This is a genomic window from Bacillus sp. GW821-FHT01G09 (assembly GCF_059422205.1).
In genome coordinates this window covers 26,229-44,683 of record NZ_JBWKWL010000004.1, presented here as the reverse complement: position 1 = coordinate 44,683, position 18,455 = coordinate 26,229, and the positions used below count along the sequence as shown (strand labels likewise).

The window sequence follows — 18,455 nt, the reverse complement described above, 5'->3', positions numbered from 1 at the left end:
GAAGTTATTGTGGAAAAAACATACGCTTTTTGGTTGGACCGACGCTGGATCTTGATGGAGTTACAAGGATCGCTTAAAAATAGCCTATAAGTATAAAAAGAGGCACAGCGTTTTTAACGCAGGGCCTCTTTTATATCAGTAGCCAAATACCAGAGTTGTACTTTGTGATCCGGCATATTTCGTGACAAATTCTTTTGTATATTCCGGCGTTTGGACACGATAGCTGTAGTTTGACCCGGGATTCCAAGAAGTCAGCGGAGAGGTTTGCTTGTTGAGTGATGGATAGCTGCCTATGTCTTTGAAATAACCAGTGCCCTTGTCGTCAAGGATGCCGCCTTTTTCACTGCCTTTCCCAAAGTAATTATATTCGGAATATATTTTTGCTTTTGTAGCAATTGTAATCGCCTGGTTAAAATTATTGCTGTAATTGTTTTTAACATGAAAGTAACCGTATCTCATCAGACCTGGGCCTCTAACATACAAGTTCTCAAAATAATTATTGGCGATTGTCATGTGAGGGTAGCCGTCATATTGATGCTGAGAATCATCCGGGTATCCTAAAATCAAACCGTATTTATGATTCGCAAATTTTGAGTTGCTGATCGTGATATAATCTGCGGATTTTCCGATATACACGAGTTTGTCCAAATCGCTTCCGCTTGCACTATAGCTATGACCTGAGAATGTGATGTGATCAATCCAATAGTTCATACCGGAATCTAAATAAAGCTGGATATCATTATTTCCGTTAATCTGCGGACTGTGTTCAAACGTTAAATTTTGAAAAATGACATTTCCAGAAGCTGATGAAGTTGTTAAATAAATATTTTTCAGCGTTTTTTTCGCGTAAGAGCCCACGAGTGTTTTATTTGATCCAATGGTAACTGTTGTTTTCGCAGATGCGGAAAGATCATTTTGAAGCACTAAAATTTTCGGAGTGGATCCTCCTAGATGGGTTTTTAAATCATTTACGCTTTGAATGTAAACAATCTGCCCGTTTTTTCCACCCGTTGTGCCCGTTTTAGAAATGCCTTTTTCATTTTTGGCATTTCCGGCAAAACCTAAAAGGCCATTTGTTGAGGTATTCGGAAAATCGGCTGCACCTAATGCTTTTCCAGGCAAGAGAACCAAAAACAAACTAAAGACGGTGAACCATAAACAAAGTCGTTTCATCACAATATGCTTCCTTTCAATTTTAATCATTTCCTTGCGGGGATTATTATTACATTTAATGGAAAGGAATGATAGGTTCTATCTTCCTAATTAATGTTGGGTTACTTAAAAAATACAGATTGCGCCAAAAGACATACTAACAATTAAAATAGAAGAAAGGATTGATACACCGTTGACTGCAGCAGCTTATCGAAACACCTTGCTATCACTTTTATGTTTAACAGCTGGAACCGTGGATGTAATCGGGTATTTAAGCCTGGGACATGTGTTCACAGCTAATATGACTGGAAACATTGTATTATTGGGGTTAGCTATCGGCAAATCCATTCAGGTCACTGTTTTTAATTCCTTGACTGCACTAATCGGATTTATATGCGGCGTGATCATTGCCACATTGATGGTCGGAAAGGCGGAAAATACCCTTTGGCCTTCTGCTGTGACAAAAGCCCTCGCACTTGAAGCATTCATTTTGTTTGTCTTTGCTTGTCTTTCTTTTTACCGGGCTTTTGTTCCTGTGCACATTCTAATTATACTCATGAGCATTTCTATGGGGATTCAAACTACAGCAGCAAAAAAACTGGGGATCGCAGGTATTTCTTCAACTGTGTTGACCGGCACTTTGGCTTCTCTTTTAGAGGATATATCCGGCCGATTGTTTTTTAAGATGCAGAAGAAGACTTTCTTAAGAGATACTGTGTTAAGAGCACTGGCTATTATTTTGTATTGTGTGGGGGCTATTATTGTTGCTCTGGCTGAGCCTGATTTTTATCACTTCATTATTTGGGTTCCGATTGTGCTGATATTTGGCATCATGATGACAGCTAAGTTGAAACTGAGCGGGGAAAAATAGCTTTTCCTGTATAGCTGTTATCACAACAGCCTGTCTCATTTCGTTATTGTTATGCGAATTTTGAGAGGGCAAAATAAGACATTCGGCTGAAGTGCACATTCGTTCATTTGTATTGGCTTTTTCATAAGTACCTACATTTGATATATGAATGATAGTGAATTTGCCTTAAAAGCATCTATGAATCTATTTCCTCTTTCAAACCAGATGGATTGAGTCTTATAATGATAATGATTCTCATTTGAAGTCTGGTTTGAGGAGGACCAAATATGAAAAAGATCATGAGTGCATTTGTTGGTATGGTTTTGTTGACGATCTTCTGTTTTTCCCCGCAAGCTTCGGCAGCATATGACGACCTGCATGAAGGTTATGCAACGTATACAGGGTCAGGTTATTCAGGAGGAGCTTTCCTGCTGGATCCCATTCCTTCCGATATGGAGATTACTGCAATAAATCCGGCGGATCTCAATTACGGAGGAGTAAAAGCAGCACTTGCCGGCTCTTATTTGGAAGTTGAAGGGCCAAAAGGGAAAACAACCGTATATGTTACTGATCTTTATCCCGAAGGCGCTCGGGGAGCTCTTGATCTGTCACCTAATGCCTTCCGTAAAATCGGCAATATGAAAGACGGAAAAATCAATATTAAATGGCGTGTTGTCAAAGCCCCAATCACCGGCAATTTCACGTACCGGATCAAAGAAGGCAGCAGCAGGTGGTGGGCAGCAATCCAAGTCAGAAATCACAAGTATCCTGTTATGAAAATGGAATATGAAAAGGATGGTAAGTGGATCAACATGGAGAAAATGGACTATAACCATTTTGTGAGTACGAATTTAGGGACAGGCTCTCTCAAAGTCAGAATGACTGACATCCGCGGAAAAGTTGTGAAAGACACCATTCCAAAGCTGCCTGAAAGCGGAACGTCCAAAGCCTATACTGTACCGGGCCATGTTCAGTTTCCTGAATAAAAAATACGAAACAGCGGATCTTTTCCCGCTGTTTTTTCATTGTTCTGCATCTGCATGTAAAAATGTTTTAATCATGTTCAACTGCTCCTGCTTTGGATAACTGGTATACAGCCTGCTTGAAATCCGAATAGGATCTCCGAAAAAATATCTTTCGTAGTGAGTTTGTCTAGTTCCGAATGAACTCATTGTTAAATCCCATGCCAAACGGAAAATTTTCACACGTTCTTCAGCATTTGTATTGGTTGCTTGAAGATATTGGTCAAGATCTTCCCGTATCTCTGAGTCAAATGCATTTTCGGTAGGCAGTGTCACCATTCCGCTAGCTCCAATTAATTGTATGATTTCAGTAAATCGAGGATATAGCTTAGGAATGATCGTACTGATGACTTGAAGAGGAATTAAACAGGGGCGCATATAGCCGAATTCATCTAACTGAGCATCATTTTCTGATTTGTCAATGAGCGCTTTGATTGTTTCCAATCCCACAATGATTTCTGAGAGCTTTTCTTGGATGTGCTGATATTCGGAAACATTAATGGTGTCGACAAGAAGCTGTGCAACACCTAATAGAAATTCAATTTTTATCATTTGCCTAATGACAACCTGGTGAAAGGTAAAGGCATGAAAGGAGCTTTTTGTCATAAAATCTTTAGCTGCTTCCACATTATCGTAAAAAAACACACGATTCCACGGCACTAACACATGATCAAAAACCACAATTGAATCCATTTCTTCATACCTTGAGCTTAAGGGATGATTAAAGGAAGAGTCGCTTAATACAAATGATTCTCTTGTGATGAATTTTACGCCTTTTGTATTAGAAGGGATTGAAAAAGCATAAGCTTCATCTGTTTCAAAGAAATATTTAGGCGCTGAAAAAACCAAGATTTCATCGGTCAATCCGCCTTGTGTTGCAAGCAGACGTGCGCCATGAATCATTAAACCTTTTTCGGTTCTATCAATGACTTTAGCAGATATCGGTTTTTCACTTAGCCCAAAATAAGACTGTGACCGGTTCACTTGCGGAGTAATGAATGTATGGGTAAAGGAAAGGTCATGCTTAGCAGCTTGTTCATACATATCTAGTATATGTTCAGGAAAGCAATTCTCTTTATCTTTGAGAAGCTCCGCTGACGAAGCAAAGCTCATCATAACCGTATTCATGTAATCCGGACTTCTCCCCATCATTCCGTGAGTATGTCTAGCCCAATGTTCAATCATGTTCCTTCTTTTTTTTAAATCATTTTTGGTTTTAGGCTGGAGATAGGAAAGGCCGATTCGATTATGATCTCCAGGAAGGCAATAAGTCATTTCATGTATTAACTCATCCTTTGTTTGCAATTCATAAAGTGAGCTTTTTGTTTTGATTATTCCTTTAAATGCAGGATGCTCAGAAATGTTACCCTTTATTTTTTCGCCATCATACCATATTTCGTTTTCTAGTTTATTCAATCGGTCAATGAATTCTTTACCATTGATGATCCCCATTTAAGTTTCGCTCCTTCATATTATGCTGCGTATTGTATTATATTTTCGAGAAAACAGCCGGTTCAGCCAATTTGAGGTGGGAAAAGCCTTTTTTGTATGCCTAATAGAAAATAAGAAGCTTATACGACAAAAGACAGCCAATTTTTCTTGAAGCCTTTTTGAAGATTCAGAGCCGTAAAGAATTTGCTTATTCATATGAAAATGGCACTATAAAACTTGATAACACGTGTCGATATTATGGACATGGGCGTAAGCGAATTGGATTTAAACGCGCTTGAACATATTTTATTTCAGCCATTACATTGTGCGGAAAGGGAAAACGACACATGAAAGTGAAAACAAAATTGCTGGGGATTATATCAATATTAGTTGTTTCAATTATTGGAATTGGAGGCTCCTCAGTATTTATGATTTCTTCTACTGTGAAAAAGAATGAAGAACTTAAAGACAAAATGGAATTCCAAAAAGAGATAAAACACATCCAATATGAATTGACCGGGTTATCAAATGATGAAAGAGGCTTCTTGATTACCGGAGACAAAGAATACGACGAGGGTATGAAGGAAAAAGCAGACGATGTCTTAAAGAGTCTTGACCGGGTTAATGACTTGATTGATGAAGAGAGATATCAATCAAATATCGAAGACATTAAGACAAGTTTTACTCAGTATAGAGCTTTGAATCAGCAAGTAGTAACAGCCTACTCTTCAAATCCGAAAAAAGCAGAAACCATCCATTTTGGAGAAGAAAGAACACTAAGAAAAGAAGGCGTAGATCCGGCTGTCAATAAGCTGTCTGATCGCCTGGATCAAGAGGTGGAGGATCTAAAAGATGAAATACGAGGCAATGGGAAAATGAGTCAATGGCTCATCATCATTGTCACCGGGATATCAGTTATATTAGGCGTTGTTTTAAGCATAATGCTGTTAAAGTCTATAATGGTGCCCCTAAGAAGCATAAATAAGCAGCTGGAGGAAATTGCACACGGCGACGCTGATTTAACCAAAAAAGTCATTGTGAAAAATAAAGATGAATTTGGTCAGCTTGCCCAATCGTTTAATTCTTTTACTCATTCATTAACTCAAATTGTGAAGCAGATCAGCAGCTCATCTGAACAAGTCGCTGCTTCCTCCGAAGAATTATCGGCAAGCGCGGAAGAATCGAAATCAACATCTGAACATATTTCACGAGCCATGCAAATGGCTGCCGAAAGCAATGTGAAGCAAAGCTCAATGACAGAAAAGAGTGCGGAATCCATTACTGAATTATTAGACAGTATATCATCAGTCGCTTCAAATACAGGGAACATAGCGGATCTTTCTTCTTCGATGAGAGACAAAGCTGAAATAGGCTCTAAGTCCGTCAACAAGATGTTAGATCAGATGAAATTCATTGATAAATCTGTAGATTCAGCCGGCAATGGATTGCAGACATTGGTAACGAGCACAGCAGAAATCAGCGATATCTCTTCGCTTATCACGACGATTTCAGAGCAGACAAATTTGTTGGCATTAAATGCAGCGATCGAGGCGGCCAGAGCCGGAGAGCAAGGAAAAGGATTTGCTGTGGTGGCAGAAGAAGTTCGGAAGTTGGCGGATGAAACAAATAAATCTGCAAACCACATCCAATCGGTTGTAGCGACCATCCAAGATGAATCGATAGAAACGGTAAACAATATTAAGGTTGTTCAAGAAAATGTGAGCTCAGGTATTGTTCTTTCTCAAGAGGCAACAGGAAATTTCAATGAAATACTGAACCTTGTGGAACAGGTCACTTCTCAAATACAAGAAGTCGCAGCGGCAACTCAACAGCTTACATCAGGCGTTGAAGTGATTCAGCACACAGTTCATACATTGGCCGCTGGAACAAAAGAAACGTCTGCTAATACAGAAGCGGTTGCAAATTCATCACAGGAACAGCTTCATTCAATGGGGGAAATCTCCTATGCCGCAGAATCTCTATCTCAGTTGGCAGAAGAACTTCAAAAAGTCATTAATCGTTTTAAATATTAAACAGGCTACTTACGTGCAACCCCCATCCTATTCGGTGGGGGTTGGCTCTTTTACTGTGGTTGTTTCTAAAAACAGAGCTAACTGACCTTTTAAGTTAGCTCTGTTTGTATGGCTAGTCCAAATTTTGATCGATCGTCCCTTCAAAATAGTCATCGCTGACCTGTTCATGAGTTTCAGCTAATCCTTTTTCTAATTGCGTGCTTCCTTTATAATCTGAGGGCTCAAAGTATTTCCCGGCAACATCTGTTGTGTCATTTTTGTTTTCTTTGTTATGAGTTTGTGTTTCAGTGTTTACACTTTCTGTCTTAGTATTGCTGCTTATAGATTGCTGAAAATCATATTCCTTGTCTAATGAAGAAAATCTTTTATAATCATCAGGTCTGTCTGCACCGTTTTTTTGAGTCACTTTACTTCCTCCAGATTATTGATATTTTAGTGGGGGTAAGAACTTATTTCGTTCTTTTAGGATCAGAACCATGTTTTTTGGGATCATCTGCTTTAAAAGCTGTTTCAGTCTCATGGTCATTTCTCATTTGTTCAATACTTGAATTTTGAATTCCCTTTTTACTCATTGGTTTCACTCCTTTACGAAAAGTGTTGAATATCAACTCCTCTTATTTTGTCTGTTGATCAGGTATTCATTCACTTTTTTCATTCGCGCTTTCGCCAATCAGGAGAGGCGTTTTCATGCCAGCGTATTATTTAATAAAAAGTCGTATTTTTGAAACTTTTTATCATCGCATTGTTGGGGAAGACATCTCGATAAAAGAAATACAAAGGTTGTGAATTTATACTTACAGCACTGTGAATAAATCAAACAAGGGGGTGAAAAAATGAAAAAAATTGCATCATATTATTTAATGACATTAGGGCTATCCAGCCTTACATTTGGTTTGTTTTTAGGATTTTATTCTTTTGTTATGTATGGCGATATGATAATTGCATTGTTTACGGCAGCAATTGCTTTATTATACGGTTTTGTGGTGTATGGCCTTTTTGCTGTTCCGCTCCAAATGAAGTTGCAGAAAAAAGCGAGAACATTCAATGTCATGTACCTATTGATTTACAGTGTGGTTGCTTTTATCGCAGCTTTCTTGTTTTTTGTTATCAATGAACCTGCGTCAATAGCATGGACATTGCAATCGTATTTTTATTATATGTTAAGTATTGCGGCTGCAGTGATTTACTGGTTATGGGATTCTCTGATCCTTTATAAACGAACAGCTTCCGGCGTATAAAGCAAATCAGGCTAACGTAGTTTTACCAATCGGAGATATATGGAGGTCAATAAAAATAAAGGGTATTACACTAACATTGCTGCGTGAATCTAAAAGCTTTAGGTTTCATATTTTTTTAAAAAATTCTCCGCGGATAAAGGCGCAGTATGGGGACATAATGAGAGCACACATTCAAACCGAATAGGTTTTCTAAGTGTTTTACGATACATACGTTCATCAAGATCATCACGTCATCAATGGAATATACAAACTATTGTTGTGGAACGGGCATCTCGAGCTGTTTGAGGAAAGAACATAGATGGTGGTTTATCGTTTTATCAGCGCTTATAGAACAAAGTTTTGGTGGCGGTCAATCCATACAGCTAAACAGAGGAGAGCGTGACAATGAATCTCGCTCTCCTCAGATTTATTTATTCACCCTGATGTTTTTCAACTAATGTGAATGTCCAATCTTTTAACATATGTTTCTGGACATATTTTTTTCCGTTTATTTCAATGTAAGGCAGGTCTGCCATGTCTCCAGCTAACTGTTTTGCTTCAGTCGTTGTTATTCCTAAAAAAAGTCCGATGTAAAAGTAAATATCCCGTTCTTTTATAAGCAAGATATCATTTTGTTCACTACCTTTTGTATGGTTCATCTGCTTTAAGCCTTCACCGATAAAATATCCTGCCAAAGCAATACCAATTCCTAAAAAAACGTCCATGTGTATGCCTCCATTATGTCAATGTTATGTTATACGGGCTTGGCATACTCCGGGTTTCATTATTTTTCAAACCTTTTCAATCTGTACACGGCCTGAAAAAAAGGTGGCGCCGCCGCCCATATCGGACAATCGGTCTGGGGTTAGCGCGTTTACAAGCTGTTTTTTTCCTTGTTCATCCGCCCATAATCCTTGGCTGACAACGACACCTGGCAGCACTTGTTCTCCAACTGCAGCGGTCAGCTGGCATTCTCCCCGGCTGTTCCAAATTCGTACAGGTGCCCCATCAACGATTCCGTGTTCTTCAGCATCTTTTGTGTTGATAAAGAGCTTTGGCGTCTTTTCAAGCTTGATGTGTTTTTCATTATTGGAAAATGTTGAGTTTAAGAAATTATGGTTTGGCCCCGGAACATACATAAACGGATGTTCATTATCGGTTACAAGAGGTGTATATGTCGGTAAAGCAGGGAAGCCGTCTTGTTTCATTTTTTCTGAATATAATTCTATTTTTCCGCTTGGCGTTGGAAGTTCGCCCGGAAACAGCGGCTTTTCGCGTTTCGCTTTCATAAATGAATGCTTAGCAAGTGCATCGTAATCAATCTCTGCCAAATGCGGATTATCTGGATGGTCAAGCGCCTGGCGGATTAATTCTTCATCTGAATCTTTAAGCTCCTGATCTGTGAATCCCATGGTTTCAGCCAGTAATCGGAAAACCTCAGTGTTAGACTTGCTTTCCCCATATCTCTCAATCACCGGCTGCTGAAGCTGAATGTAATGGTGCCAGTAGGAGGTGTAAAAATCAGTATTTTCAAAAGCGGATGTTGCAGGCAGTACAATGTCCGCATATGCAGCCGTTTCCGTTAAAAACAAATCATGAACCACAGTAAACAAGTCTTCCCGCAGCAAGCCCTGTCTGACTTTGTTTGCTTCGGGTGCGACGACGGCAGGGTTCGTTCCGTAAATAAATAGAGAGCGAATCGGCGGGTCTGTTTCCAAAAGCACCTTGCCAAGCTGATTCATATTAAACGACCTCGGGGTGCGCCCTTTCAATAAGTCGGGCCGCTGCAAGGCATTTGTGTTATATTCTAAAATTCCGCTGTTATGCTTAATTGCGCCGCCCCCTGTGTGCAGCCATTGGCCGGTGATCGCCGGAAGACAGGCAATCGTCCTTACAATCATCCCGCCGTTATCGTGATGCTGGGGTCCGTTTCCGATTCTGATAAAAGAAGGGGAGGTTTCCCCGTACATTTTTGCCAGTCGGTAAATATCTTCGGTACTGACACCGGTGATCGTCGATACCTTTTTAGGATCATATTGTTTCACGTGTTCACGGAGGTCTTCATAGCCAACCGTGTACTCGGACAGAAATGCTTCATCATGCATATTTTCTTTAAATAAAATGTGCATGATGCCAAGAGCAAGTGCACTGTCGGTTCCCGGCTTTATCGGAATAAACCAATCTGCGAGACGTCCTGTTTGATTTTTATGCACATCGATCACGACAATTTTGGCACCTTGTTTTCGCGCTTTTTGGGCGATCGTAATTTGGTGCATATTTGTGCTGACCGCGTTGATTCCCCAAAAAATAAATAGTTTTGTATGAACGGTTTCCTCAGGATCGATTCCCGCGCTTATGCCCATTGTATATTTATAGCCTTCAGATCCCGCTTTGCTGCAAATCGTCCGTTCAAGCTGGCTTGACCCCATGCGGTAAAAAAAGCGGCGGTCCATTCCTTCAGCTGTCAATTTCCCCATATTTCCGTAAAAGCTGTAAGGAAGTATGCTTTCAGCTCCCTCTTCATCAATCAGCTGTTTCCAGCGGGAGGTGATCGTATCGATTGCCTCTTCCCAAGAAATCGGTTCAAATATCGCTTGGCCTTTAGCACCTGTTCGTTTGAGCGGTGTAGTCAGCCGCTTTTCATCATATATGCGCTCCGTCATATTCCGGACTTTGTTGCATATGTTTCCGGCTGTGACAGGATGATCAGGGTCTCCTTGCACTTTTACGATTTTCCCGTCTTTTTTATGTATTAACAATCCGCACTGATCCGGGCAGTCCAGCGAGCAAACGGATTTGAAAATGCCGTTTTGTTGTGTGGCAAAAGATTTCATGGCCCAGTTCCTCTCTCTAGTTAGATATTTTGTAAGAATTATAACATTTCGGATCATAACGTCAATTCTGAAAAAAGAGATTGACATCAATCTGAGACTTCTTTATGATAAACGTATTCTTTATTCTGAAAATTACATACTCAACATTTTCTATCCAGAGAGGTGGAGGGACTGGCCCTATGAAACCTCGGCAACATTATTGTGCCAATTCCAGCAAGCGTCAGCTTGAAAGATAGGAAAGCAAGGTTTATACCGGCGTCTGCCTGTAACAGAGCGCGCCTATATATGAATCTCTTTCCATCTGCGGAAAGAGATTTTTTTTATGAAAAAATACGATGAAAAGGATGTTTTGCACCATGACGGTTTTGGTTACAGCACCGTACAACGAAGAAGGACGAAAAGAGCTTGAAAACTTGTTTGGCTCAGTTGCTTATCAATCTTGGAAGGAACAAGGCCGGGCATATCGGGAAGATGAACTCATTCAGCTGCTAAAAGCAACAAATGCGACAGGCTTGATTACTGAGCTTGATCAGGTAACAGACAGCGTATTTGCTTCTGTTCCCGAACTTTCATTTGTCGGTGTTTGCAGGGGAATGCCCTCCAATGTGGATGTGGCAGCTGCTTCAAAAAGAGGCATACCTGTTTTTTATACACCAGGGCGGAATGCACAAGCCGTTGCTGAAATGTTTATTGGAAATGTGATTACCTTTCTCCGCCATACCAGCGTCTCGAATCAATGGCTGAAGGATGGAAAGTGGGACAGGGATTACCTACAGGCTTATGTCAAATTTAAAGGAAATGAATTATCAGGAAAAACGGTTGGCATGATTGGGTTCGGGGCGGTTGGCCAAAGGATTGCAAAACTGCTGACTGCGTTTGACTGTAAAATAAAGTATTACGATCCATACATTCAAGACGATCATCCGCTGTATGAAAAAGTATCTCTTAAAACGGTGTTTTCAGACAGTGATATCGTTTCTGTCCATCTGCCTCGTACTGAGGAAACACTTGGACTTATTGATCGGAAGTATTTTGATCTGATGAAACAGAGTGCGATTTTCGTCAATACTTCAAGAGCAGTTGTTGTAAACCGTGAAGATCTTTTATCTGTATTAAAAGAACATAAAATCAGAGGTGCGATATTAGACGTTTTTTATCATGAACCTCCAGAGGAATCAGATTATGAATTGATTTCATTGCCTAATGTTCTGGCAACACCGCATCTCGCTGGAGCAACATTTGAAGTGGAGGATCATCACGTGACGATACTGAATAAAGCCCTCAAAAAGTGGAAGGGTGAAAAAACTCTTAATATTCCGACAATATATAACAAGGACGAACTGAAAACAGGGGTATAAGAAAGGAGGCTAAGAGAATGAAAAAACAAAAAGGCTATCTCGTTTTTGATATTGGCACAGGCAATGCGAGGGTAGCGGTCGTGAGTGTAACTGGCAGTGTTCTAACAGTTGAACGGGAGGACATCGAGTATTCCACAGAGACGCTTTACCCGGACAGCCGTTATTTTTCTCCTCAGGTGCTGTGGAAGCAGGTGATGAATTTGGCAAAACGTGCGCTATCCCGTTCGTGTGATATTGACATCATTGGTTTGACATCGACGAGCCAAAGACAGGGGATTGTTTTGATTGATCAAAACGGCAATCCTTTTCTCGGGCTGCCGAACATCGATAATCGCGGCCGAGAGTGGGAGGCGGGCATTCCCGATCGGGAAGAGATATACAGCCGCACAGGCCGCCTGCCAACTGCACTTTTTTCTGCGCTCAAGCTTTATGGATTAAAACAGCGCCAGCCCTCTTTATGGGAAAAGACTGCAAGCTTTACAAGCATCAGTGATTGGGTGACGTACCAACTGAGCGGAATATTAACATATGAACCATCACAGGCAACAGAAACTCTGCTATTTGATGTGAAGCAAAACACTTGGTCAGAAGAGATGTGCGACATTTTCGGCTTTTCTCCATCTATCCTTCCGCCTCTTGTAAGAGCGGGAACAGCAATTGGAACGATAGCAAATGAATATGCATCCGAATTAGGCCTTTCAATAAATGCTAAGGTTATAGCAGGGGGCGGGGATACACAGCTGGCTGTCAAAAGCACCGGAGCTGGACTTGAGGACATTGTCATTGTATCAGGGACAACAACGCCAATAACCAAAATTACTGCGGATCATGGCGACACAAAACATAAAGCCTGGCTGAACTGTCATACAGATCAAGGGCATTGGCTTGTGGAAACGAATCCGGGAATTACCGGCTTGAATTATCAAAAATTAAAACAGATTTTTTATCCGAATGAAACGTACGAAGTAATGGAGGAGGAGATTTCTGCACTTGCAAAAGAAGACCATGCATGTGTAGCGGCTCTCGGCTCTTATTTATCGGCTGAAAAGAATGCATTAACGAGAGGCGGTTTTCTTTTTGATGCCCCGCTGTCAGCACATTTAAAGAGGGCACATTTTGTACGTGCAGCGCTAGAAGAAATCGCATTTTCAATCAAATGGAACTTTGACATTTTAACAGAGGTTACTCCGTTTGAACGTGACTATGTTTGGGTGTGCGGAGGGGGATTCCAAAGCAAAGCGCTCACTCAATATATCGCGGATCTTCTTCAAAAAAAGGTCTATGTCCAAGAGGGATATCATCAGGCATCTGTCGTTGGTGCTGCAGTCATTTGCAATGAAACCTTTCAATTAACGGAGGAGATGTCAGCAAATGTCCGGGTGATTGAACCGAAGGACTGTCAGACAGAATTGGCTTTATATGAGAAATGGAAGCAAACACAGCGCTTTTTTTCAGGTTCAGAAAGCAAAGTATTGATTTAAGGCGGCAGCATTTTTGCTGTTTTGAGGAATCATTTAATTTTCAACTTTAATAAGGTAATACGGTAATGGATATAAGCATCTAAGGAGGAGACAGATATGTTGGATAAAATAGGAATACCGAAGCGGCTTGCCTGGGGATTTTTAGGGGTTGTTTTGTTTATGATGGGAGATGGCCTTGAACAAGGCTGGCTCAGTCCTTTTTTGATCGAAAACGGGCTCACCGTTCAGCAGTCCGCTTCTATTTTTAGTATATACGGAATTGCGCTTGCCATAGCTTCCTGGTTTTCGGGTGTATGTCTCGAAGCATTTGGCGCAAAACGAACGATGTTTATGGGGCTGTTGTTTTATGTGATCGGTACAGCTGCTTTTATCGTATTTGGATTTGAACAGCTGAACCTGCCTGTGATGTATGTGACTTACTTCGTAAAAGGGTTAGGTTACCCGCTTTTCGCTTATTCTTTCTTGACATGGGTCATTTACAGAACACCGCAAAGCAAACTGAGCACTGCTGTCGGCTGGTTTTGGATAGCATATTGCCTCGGCATGTTTGTGTTCGGCGCTTGGTACTCAAGCTACGCGATCAAAGCGTTCGGTTATTTGAATACGCTTTGGAGCTCTATTTTCTGGGTATGTCTCGGTGCATTCTTTGCATTGTTTATCAATAAAGACCGTTTTGAAAAGAAGAAAAGAAAAAGATCAGAAACAGCCGAGGAGCTTTTAAAAGGGGTTACGATTTTATTTACAAATCCGCGCGTGCTTACAGGCGGAATCATCAGAATCATCAACAGCATTGGTACATATGGTTTTCCAGTCTTTTTGCCGATGCACATGGCCCAGCATGGAATTTCAACCAATGTGTGGCTGCAAATTTGGGGAACGATTTTTCTGGGGAACATTGTGTTTAACCTTATCTTTGGTATTGTCGGCGATAAATTCGGCTGGAAAAATACTGTTATTTGGTTCGGCGGAGTCGGCTGCGGCATTTTCACCCTCTTATTATACTACGCACCTGTTTTCTCCGGCGGAAGCTTAGCGGTTGTCAGCGTGATCGGCTTTATTTGGGGCGGTTTGCTGGCAGGCTATGTGCCGATTGGTGCAATTGTGCCGACGGTGGCAGGAAAAGATAAAGGGGCAGCCATGTCTGTATTGAATTTGGCTGCAGGTTTATCAGCGTTTGTCGGCCCTGCACTCGCTTGGCTGTTCATCGGTCTCGTCGGCGCGCAAGGCGTCGTCTGGATCTTTGCGGTCCTTTACCTTGCAAGTGCGGTCTTGACGAAATGTATTCATATACCTGAGGAAAAAGCAGTTAAGGAGGAATCATCTCCTCAATATGCATCTTAATTAGAAAGCGCCCATTTTCCGGGGCGCTTTCTATCATTTGTTCAGCAATGTAAGGATTTCCGATACGGAATGACGCAAAAATGATTGATCTGGACGGGATTTCACCATAACAGTCAGCCGATAAGAAACAGAATATAAGTCTGAGCCGTTTGTTCCACGTTAATTTCACGTCTTAGCTCGCCCGAATGTTCTCTCAAAACAAATTCATAACGGTCTCCAATGCTTTATTCTTCATTGAATTCTCGATGACGAGCCATCAACATTACCTCTTTCTGAATTGATCAGTATATAACTATTCTATAAATTATCGAGGGAGTCTAAAGAAAAATAGACAACATATTGACAAAGTAATGAGAAATGTTAAGATATATAGACAATAAGTTGTCCATTCAAGGAGGGAACATTGTGGATTATTCTAAGGAACTGAAAGATTTATTTTTAATGCAACAGTCTTACGCTACATTTTTTTCCACTTTAAACAAAATCCAATCACGCGGAGACGATTATTATGAAAGCTTAACGTCGAGGCAATTTATGACGATGGTTGCCATACTGCATTTACCGGAAGAGGAAACGACATTCAACAACATTGCAAAAAAATTAGGCACTTCAAAACAAAACATCAACAGACTTGTCAGCGGTATTGAAAAAAGAGGTTATGTCATCACTGTACCAAGTAAACGCGACAAGCGTGCAGTTAATGTGAAGATTACTGATTCAGGAAAGCGTGTCATGGAGGAATGCGGTGAAAAAGCGGTGTATTTTATGGCCGATCTATTTAAAGGCTTTTCGACGGAAGAGCTGGAAACATTGTGGATTTTATTGAAGAAACTGTACAGTTTTGACGGAGAAGAACAGGATGGTTTTGAAGAAGACGCTGCTGATTTTGACATTGAACAAAACCGAGACAATTTGAAAACAAATTTATTGCAGGAATTCGCAAAACGGAGAAAGTAAAAAGGAGAACCAACTATGAACAACGTAGCAACAGTAGAAAACTTGAAAATGCAGTATGAAAACAAAACGGCAGTAGATGGGATTTCGTTCGAAGTGAGAGAGGGGGAAGTGCTTGGCTTACTAGGTCCAAATGGTGCAGGAAAAAGCACAACCATTCATATTTTATCAGGAGTATTGTCGGCCAGTTCCGGTAACGTTTCGATATTAGGCCATAGTGTGAAAAAAGGGTCAAAGGAAATGAAGAAAGGCATTGGGATTGTGCCTCAAGATATCGCGATTTATGAGGAGATTTCAGCTGAGAAAAATGTTCGTTTTTTTGCCAGCCTTTATTCTCTTAAAGGAGAAGAACTGAAAGCCCGAGTCAAAGAGGCTTTGGAGCTCGTACAGCTATACGACCGGAAAGATGACAAACCAAAGACGTTTTCAGGCGGGATGAAAAGAAGATTAAACATTGCGTGCGCCATTGCCCATCAGCCGAAACTGATTATCATGGATGAGCCCACGGTAGGAATCGATCCGCAATCCCGGCATCACATTTTGGAATCGATAAAAGAGCTGAAAACAAAAGGCGCAAGCATCATTTACTCTACACACTATATGGAAGAAGTCGAGGCAATTTCAGATCGTATTATGATCATGAATGAAGGAAGAATTATTGCCAATGGAACAAAAGAAGAGCTGTACAGAGAAGTCAATAAAGAAATAACATACGCTTTTCAACTGGCGCATGTTCAGCGATTAAATAAAAACTCGATTAGAGAAATCATAGGAGTGACAGGAGTTGATTTCTCTGACCATCAACTGAATGTTACCGTTCAAAAGAACCAAGATCACCTGAGTGAAATCATATTAGAATTGAGTGCCCAAGGCTGCAGCATCCTAAACATGAACAAAAAAGAGGCATCGTTAGAAACGGTATTTTTAGAGCTGACGGGAAGAAATTTAAGAGATTAGGAGAGCAAAATGAGTTTGTTAAAATTAATAACATTTGATTTTATGAATATTTTAAGGAATCCGGTTCTTGTAATAGCCAATACGGTCTTTCCTTTTGTTCTGATTCTGGTCATGGGCTTTGTTACGAAAAGCAGCTTTGGAGCAGGCGGGGTCAGTTCTTATGATTATTACGGAGTGAATATGATGATTTTCACTGCAGCTCTGATTGCTATGACGACCTCTAATACGTTTATGGAGGAAAAGGTGAAGAAGGCGAACCTTCGTATTGTGTATGCGCCGGTTTCGACAACTAGTATTTATCTTTCTAAATTACTATCAACCTTTATATTCAGTGTCATTATGTACAGCATGAATGTGTTGATAGCCCAAACGATTTTTCATTTGAACTTTGGAGGACAATATCTTACGTATTTCATGCTTTTATTGTATGTATTTTTATTTTTCGGTTGCTGTTTTGGCACAATGTTCTGCAGTTTGTTCAAGAATGAAGAACAGGCGAATGGGATTATGCAAATTCCGATAGCTTTTTTTGTTTTCTTTGGCGGCGTATTTTTCGGAATTCATAGATTTGGAGATACCGTCAATCAGATATCGATTCTTTCTCCGATTAAATGGGTAACAGAATGTTCATTTCGTCTCATTTATGATCATGATTTCAGTATGCTGCTGCCTGTTATGTCAGGACTAATATTGGCTTCAATCATTTGTATTGCCGTTTCTCATGTTGTATTTAAGCCGGAGGGATATATATGCTGAGTTTATTCCAAAACAGGTGGGAGCGAATCCTGACCAAAAAAGCCATTATTATCATTGCATTAATCATTATCCCTCTGATGATTGGCGTTGCGATTATGTTTTCCGGGAAGCCGGTTTTCAAAGAAACAATCGCTTTTGTTACAGAACTGGACGAAGTTCATCATTTGCCGAGTGATTCTGCATTTAGAGTGGTAACGGTACATCAGAAGCCGAAGTTTTCTGATCTGATGTTAGGGAAATACGCAGCCATTGTAGAAAAAAATCAACTTGATTACAAAGTAACCACGTTGAAAAGTAAAGCGGATCAAAAAATGATTCAGCAATTTTTTGAGACTGGAGAAATGCCAGGTAGCTACCAGGGAGAGGATGAATTAAGGACGGAACGGGGAACGGGAACGAATATATTAGGCTTTATCATGATGCTTGTATTGATGCAAGGTGTGGCATTAGCTGCGTTATATCCAGAAGACCGGATGCTCAAAACCTTCAAAAGGATTTTAGTGTCTCCCGTGCATGTGGGGAAATATTTGTTGGTTCAGTTTATCTTTACTTTTTTATGTTTATACATACCCACTTACTTCGCCATCCTGATTACAAATGTACTCTTTCATGCTGAAATTGGTTTCCGTTTAAATATTCTTGCTGGGTTACTGGGTGTTCTTACAGTGCTTGCAACAGCATTCGCTATCTTTATGGCTTCTGTGATGGATCGAAACATCAGTTTGATGACGAGTGGTATCAGTGTGATCACGTGTGTATTGTCAGGCTGTTTTATTTCTTTTGCTCCACATCATCCAATATTGAATGCTCTTTGTGCGATACTGCCGCAAAAAGCGTATATGACTTTCATTCACGGGGTAGAAATGGGGGATTCAATGTGGGAATACAAAACTCAGGTTATTTATATTTTGATGTGGTCGGCTGCGTTTTGTTTTCTTGGGGATTTTATCACAAGAAGAAGAACCAATAAAGGGATTTATGAGTAGGGGAAAAAAGTTATTAGCTTTGTTTTAAGAGATGAAAATCTTGTAGGGATTGATCAAGAATCAAAACGTCACAGCTGGTGCAG

The 18,455-nt window shown here is 40.5% G+C and carries 17 protein-coding genes, 1 pseudogene and 1 riboswitch; of the genes and pseudogenes, 12 read left to right on the top strand and 6 right to left on the bottom strand.

What is annotated here, in order from left to right; translation table 11 throughout:
- Positions 1-135 precede the first annotated feature (135 nt).
- Positions 136-1,173: a polysaccharide lyase family 1 protein gene (locus AC07VD_RS13580; RefSeq protein ID WP_124058209.1), complete on the bottom strand. Its 1,038-nt coding sequence runs from the start codon at positions 1,171-1,173 to the stop codon at positions 136-138.
- Between the two features lie 172 nt (positions 1,174-1,345).
- Here AC07VD_RS13580 and AC07VD_RS13575 point away from each other — a divergent pair, with 172 nt between their 5' ends.
- Positions 1,346-2,023 carry a YoaK family protein gene (locus AC07VD_RS13575; RefSeq protein ID WP_494721842.1) on the top strand — a complete coding sequence of 226 codons (678 nt, stop codon included), beginning with the start codon at positions 1,346-1,348 and terminating at the stop codon, positions 2,021-2,023.
- A gap of 266 nt (positions 2,024-2,289) precedes the next feature.
- On the top strand, positions 2,290-2,988 hold the full coding sequence (gene exlX / locus AC07VD_RS13570) for an expansin ExlX (RefSeq protein WP_003231419.1): 699 nt from the start codon (positions 2,290-2,292) through the stop codon (positions 2,986-2,988).
- A gap of 36 nt (positions 2,989-3,024) precedes the next feature.
- On the opposite strand, the gene hpaB is transcribed toward exlX, so the two are convergent.
- Positions 3,025-4,476, bottom strand: a complete 1,452-nt coding sequence (hpaB, locus tag AC07VD_RS13565; RefSeq protein ID WP_024571751.1) for a 4-hydroxyphenylacetate 3-monooxygenase, oxygenase component — start codon at positions 4,474-4,476, stop codon at positions 3,025-3,027.
- A 326-nt stretch (positions 4,477-4,802) separates the two neighbouring features.
- On the opposite strand from hpaB, the gene AC07VD_RS13560 reads away from it, so the two are divergent.
- Complete coding sequence (locus tag AC07VD_RS13560; protein ID WP_077671329.1) at positions 4,803-6,488, top strand: methyl-accepting chemotaxis protein; 1,686 nt, start codon at positions 4,803-4,805, stop codon at positions 6,486-6,488.
- A 112-nt stretch (positions 6,489-6,600) separates the two neighbouring features.
- Here AC07VD_RS13560 and AC07VD_RS13555 read toward each other — a convergent pair whose 3' ends face one another.
- Both AC07VD_RS13555 and AC07VD_RS13550 read right to left on the bottom strand, forming a co-directional pair.
- Positions 6,601-6,894, bottom strand: coding sequence for a YozQ family protein (locus tag AC07VD_RS13555; protein WP_015251959.1), 294 nt, complete (start codon positions 6,892-6,894; stop codon positions 6,601-6,603).
- 43 nt (positions 6,895-6,937) lie between these two features.
- Positions 6,938-7,060, bottom strand: coding sequence for a hypothetical protein (locus AC07VD_RS13550; protein WP_014477000.1), 123 nt, complete (start codon positions 7,058-7,060; stop codon positions 6,938-6,940).
- Positions 7,061-7,128: 68 nt separating this feature from the next.
- Between AC07VD_RS13550 and AC07VD_RS13545 the strand changes: the two are divergent.
- Both AC07VD_RS13545 and AC07VD_RS13540 read left to right on the top strand, forming a co-directional pair.
- Positions 7,129-7,254 (top strand): annotated as a pseudogene (locus AC07VD_RS13545) (hypothetical protein).
- A gap of 67 nt (positions 7,255-7,321) precedes the next feature.
- Positions 7,322-7,726: a UPF0715 family protein gene (locus AC07VD_RS13540; protein ID WP_015714052.1), complete on the top strand. Its 405-nt coding sequence runs from the start codon at positions 7,322-7,324 to the stop codon at positions 7,724-7,726.
- 410 nt (positions 7,727-8,136) lie between these two features.
- Here the strand turns inward: AC07VD_RS13540 and AC07VD_RS13535 are convergent, their stop codons facing one another.
- The gene (locus AC07VD_RS13535) at positions 8,137-8,430 is read right to left on the bottom strand and encodes a hypothetical protein (RefSeq protein WP_015251960.1); all 294 of its coding nucleotides are present in this window, start codon (positions 8,428-8,430) and stop codon (positions 8,137-8,139) included.
- Positions 8,431-8,496: 66 nt separating this feature from the next.
- Positions 8,497-10,539 carry a molybdopterin oxidoreductase family protein gene (locus tag AC07VD_RS13530; protein WP_217018440.1) on the bottom strand — a complete coding sequence of 681 codons (2,043 nt, stop codon included), beginning with the start codon at positions 10,537-10,539 and terminating at the stop codon, positions 8,497-8,499.
- Positions 10,540-10,686: 147 nt separating this feature from the next.
- Positions 10,687-10,778: riboswitch (SAM riboswitch) on the top strand.
- 96 nt (positions 10,779-10,874) lie between these two features.
- Between AC07VD_RS13530 and AC07VD_RS13525 the strand changes: the two genes are divergently transcribed.
- The 7 genes from AC07VD_RS13525 to AC07VD_RS13495 all read left to right on the top strand — a co-directional run bounded on the left by AC07VD_RS13525 (position 10,875) and on the right by AC07VD_RS13495 (position 18,372).
- Entirely contained in the window at positions 10,875-11,897 is a 1,023-nt protein-coding gene (locus AC07VD_RS13525; protein WP_217018441.1) for a 2-hydroxyacid dehydrogenase, read from the top strand.
- 17 nt (positions 11,898-11,914) lie between these two features.
- Complete coding sequence (locus AC07VD_RS13520) at positions 11,915-13,378, top strand: FGGY-family carbohydrate kinase (protein WP_217018444.1); 1,464 nt, start codon at positions 11,915-11,917, stop codon at positions 13,376-13,378.
- A gap of 96 nt (positions 13,379-13,474) precedes the next feature.
- Positions 13,475-14,719, top strand: a complete 1,245-nt coding sequence (locus tag AC07VD_RS13515; protein ID WP_041335442.1) for an MFS transporter — start codon at positions 13,475-13,477, stop codon at positions 14,717-14,719.
- A gap of 405 nt (positions 14,720-15,124) precedes the next feature.
- Positions 15,125-15,676: a MarR family winged helix-turn-helix transcriptional regulator gene (locus AC07VD_RS13510; RefSeq protein ID WP_024571762.1), complete on the top strand. Its 552-nt coding sequence runs from the start codon at positions 15,125-15,127 to the stop codon at positions 15,674-15,676.
- Positions 15,677-15,691: 15 nt separating this feature from the next.
- Complete coding sequence (locus AC07VD_RS13505) at positions 15,692-16,630, top strand: ABC transporter ATP-binding protein (protein ID WP_014479987.1); 939 nt, start codon at positions 15,692-15,694, stop codon at positions 16,628-16,630.
- Positions 16,631-16,639: 9 nt separating this feature from the next.
- Positions 16,640-17,386 carry an ABC transporter permease gene (locus AC07VD_RS13500; RefSeq protein WP_024571763.1) on the top strand — a complete coding sequence of 249 codons (747 nt, stop codon included), beginning with the start codon at positions 16,640-16,642 and terminating at the stop codon, positions 17,384-17,386.
- Positions 17,380-18,372 carry an ABC transporter permease gene (locus AC07VD_RS13495; RefSeq protein ID WP_217018445.1) on the top strand — a complete coding sequence of 331 codons (993 nt, stop codon included), beginning with the start codon at positions 17,380-17,382 and terminating at the stop codon, positions 18,370-18,372. The genes AC07VD_RS13500 and AC07VD_RS13495 overlap by 7 nt, the downstream gene beginning before the upstream one ends.
- Positions 18,373-18,455 lie beyond the last annotated feature (83 nt).

Bases quoted from the DNA above. Each gene is read 5' to 3' on its own strand.
- AC07VD_RS13505 (WP_014479987.1), top strand. From the start codon at position 15,692: ATGAACAACGTAGCAACAGTAGAAAACTTGAAAATGCAGTATGAAAAC.
- AC07VD_RS13535 (WP_015251960.1), bottom strand. From the start codon at position 8,430: ATGGACGTTTTTTTAGGAATTGGTATTGCTTTGGCAGGATATTTTATC.
- AC07VD_RS13550 (WP_014477000.1), bottom strand. From the start codon at position 7,060: ATGAGTAAAAAGGGAATTCAAAATTCAAGTATTGAACAAATGAGAAAT.
- AC07VD_RS13580 (WP_124058209.1), bottom strand. From the start codon at position 1,173: ATGAAACGACTTTGTTTATGGTTCACCGTCTTTAGTTTGTTTTTGGTT.
- AC07VD_RS13520 (WP_217018444.1), top strand. From the start codon at position 11,915: ATGAAAAAACAAAAAGGCTATCTCGTTTTTGATATTGGCACAGGCAAT.
- hpaB (WP_024571751.1), bottom strand. From the start codon at position 4,476: ATGGGGATCATCAATGGTAAAGAATTCATTGACCGATTGAATAAACTA.
- AC07VD_RS13525 (WP_217018441.1), top strand. From the start codon at position 10,875: ATGAAAAGGATGTTTTGCACCATGACGGTTTTGGTTACAGCACCGTAC.
- AC07VD_RS13515 (WP_041335442.1), top strand. From the start codon at position 13,475: ATGTTGGATAAAATAGGAATACCGAAGCGGCTTGCCTGGGGATTTTTA.
- AC07VD_RS13540 (WP_015714052.1), top strand. From the start codon at position 7,322: ATGAAAAAAATTGCATCATATTATTTAATGACATTAGGGCTATCCAGC.
- AC07VD_RS13500 (WP_024571763.1), top strand. From the start codon at position 16,640: ATGAGTTTGTTAAAATTAATAACATTTGATTTTATGAATATTTTAAGG.
- AC07VD_RS13530 (WP_217018440.1), bottom strand. From the start codon at position 10,539: ATGAAATCTTTTGCCACACAACAAAACGGCATTTTCAAATCCGTTTGC.
- exlX (WP_003231419.1), top strand. From the start codon at position 2,290: ATGAAAAAGATCATGAGTGCATTTGTTGGTATGGTTTTGTTGACGATC.
- AC07VD_RS13495 (WP_217018445.1), top strand. From the start codon at position 17,380: ATGCTGAGTTTATTCCAAAACAGGTGGGAGCGAATCCTGACCAAAAAA.
- AC07VD_RS13560 (WP_077671329.1), top strand. From the start codon at position 4,803: ATGAAAGTGAAAACAAAATTGCTGGGGATTATATCAATATTAGTTGTT.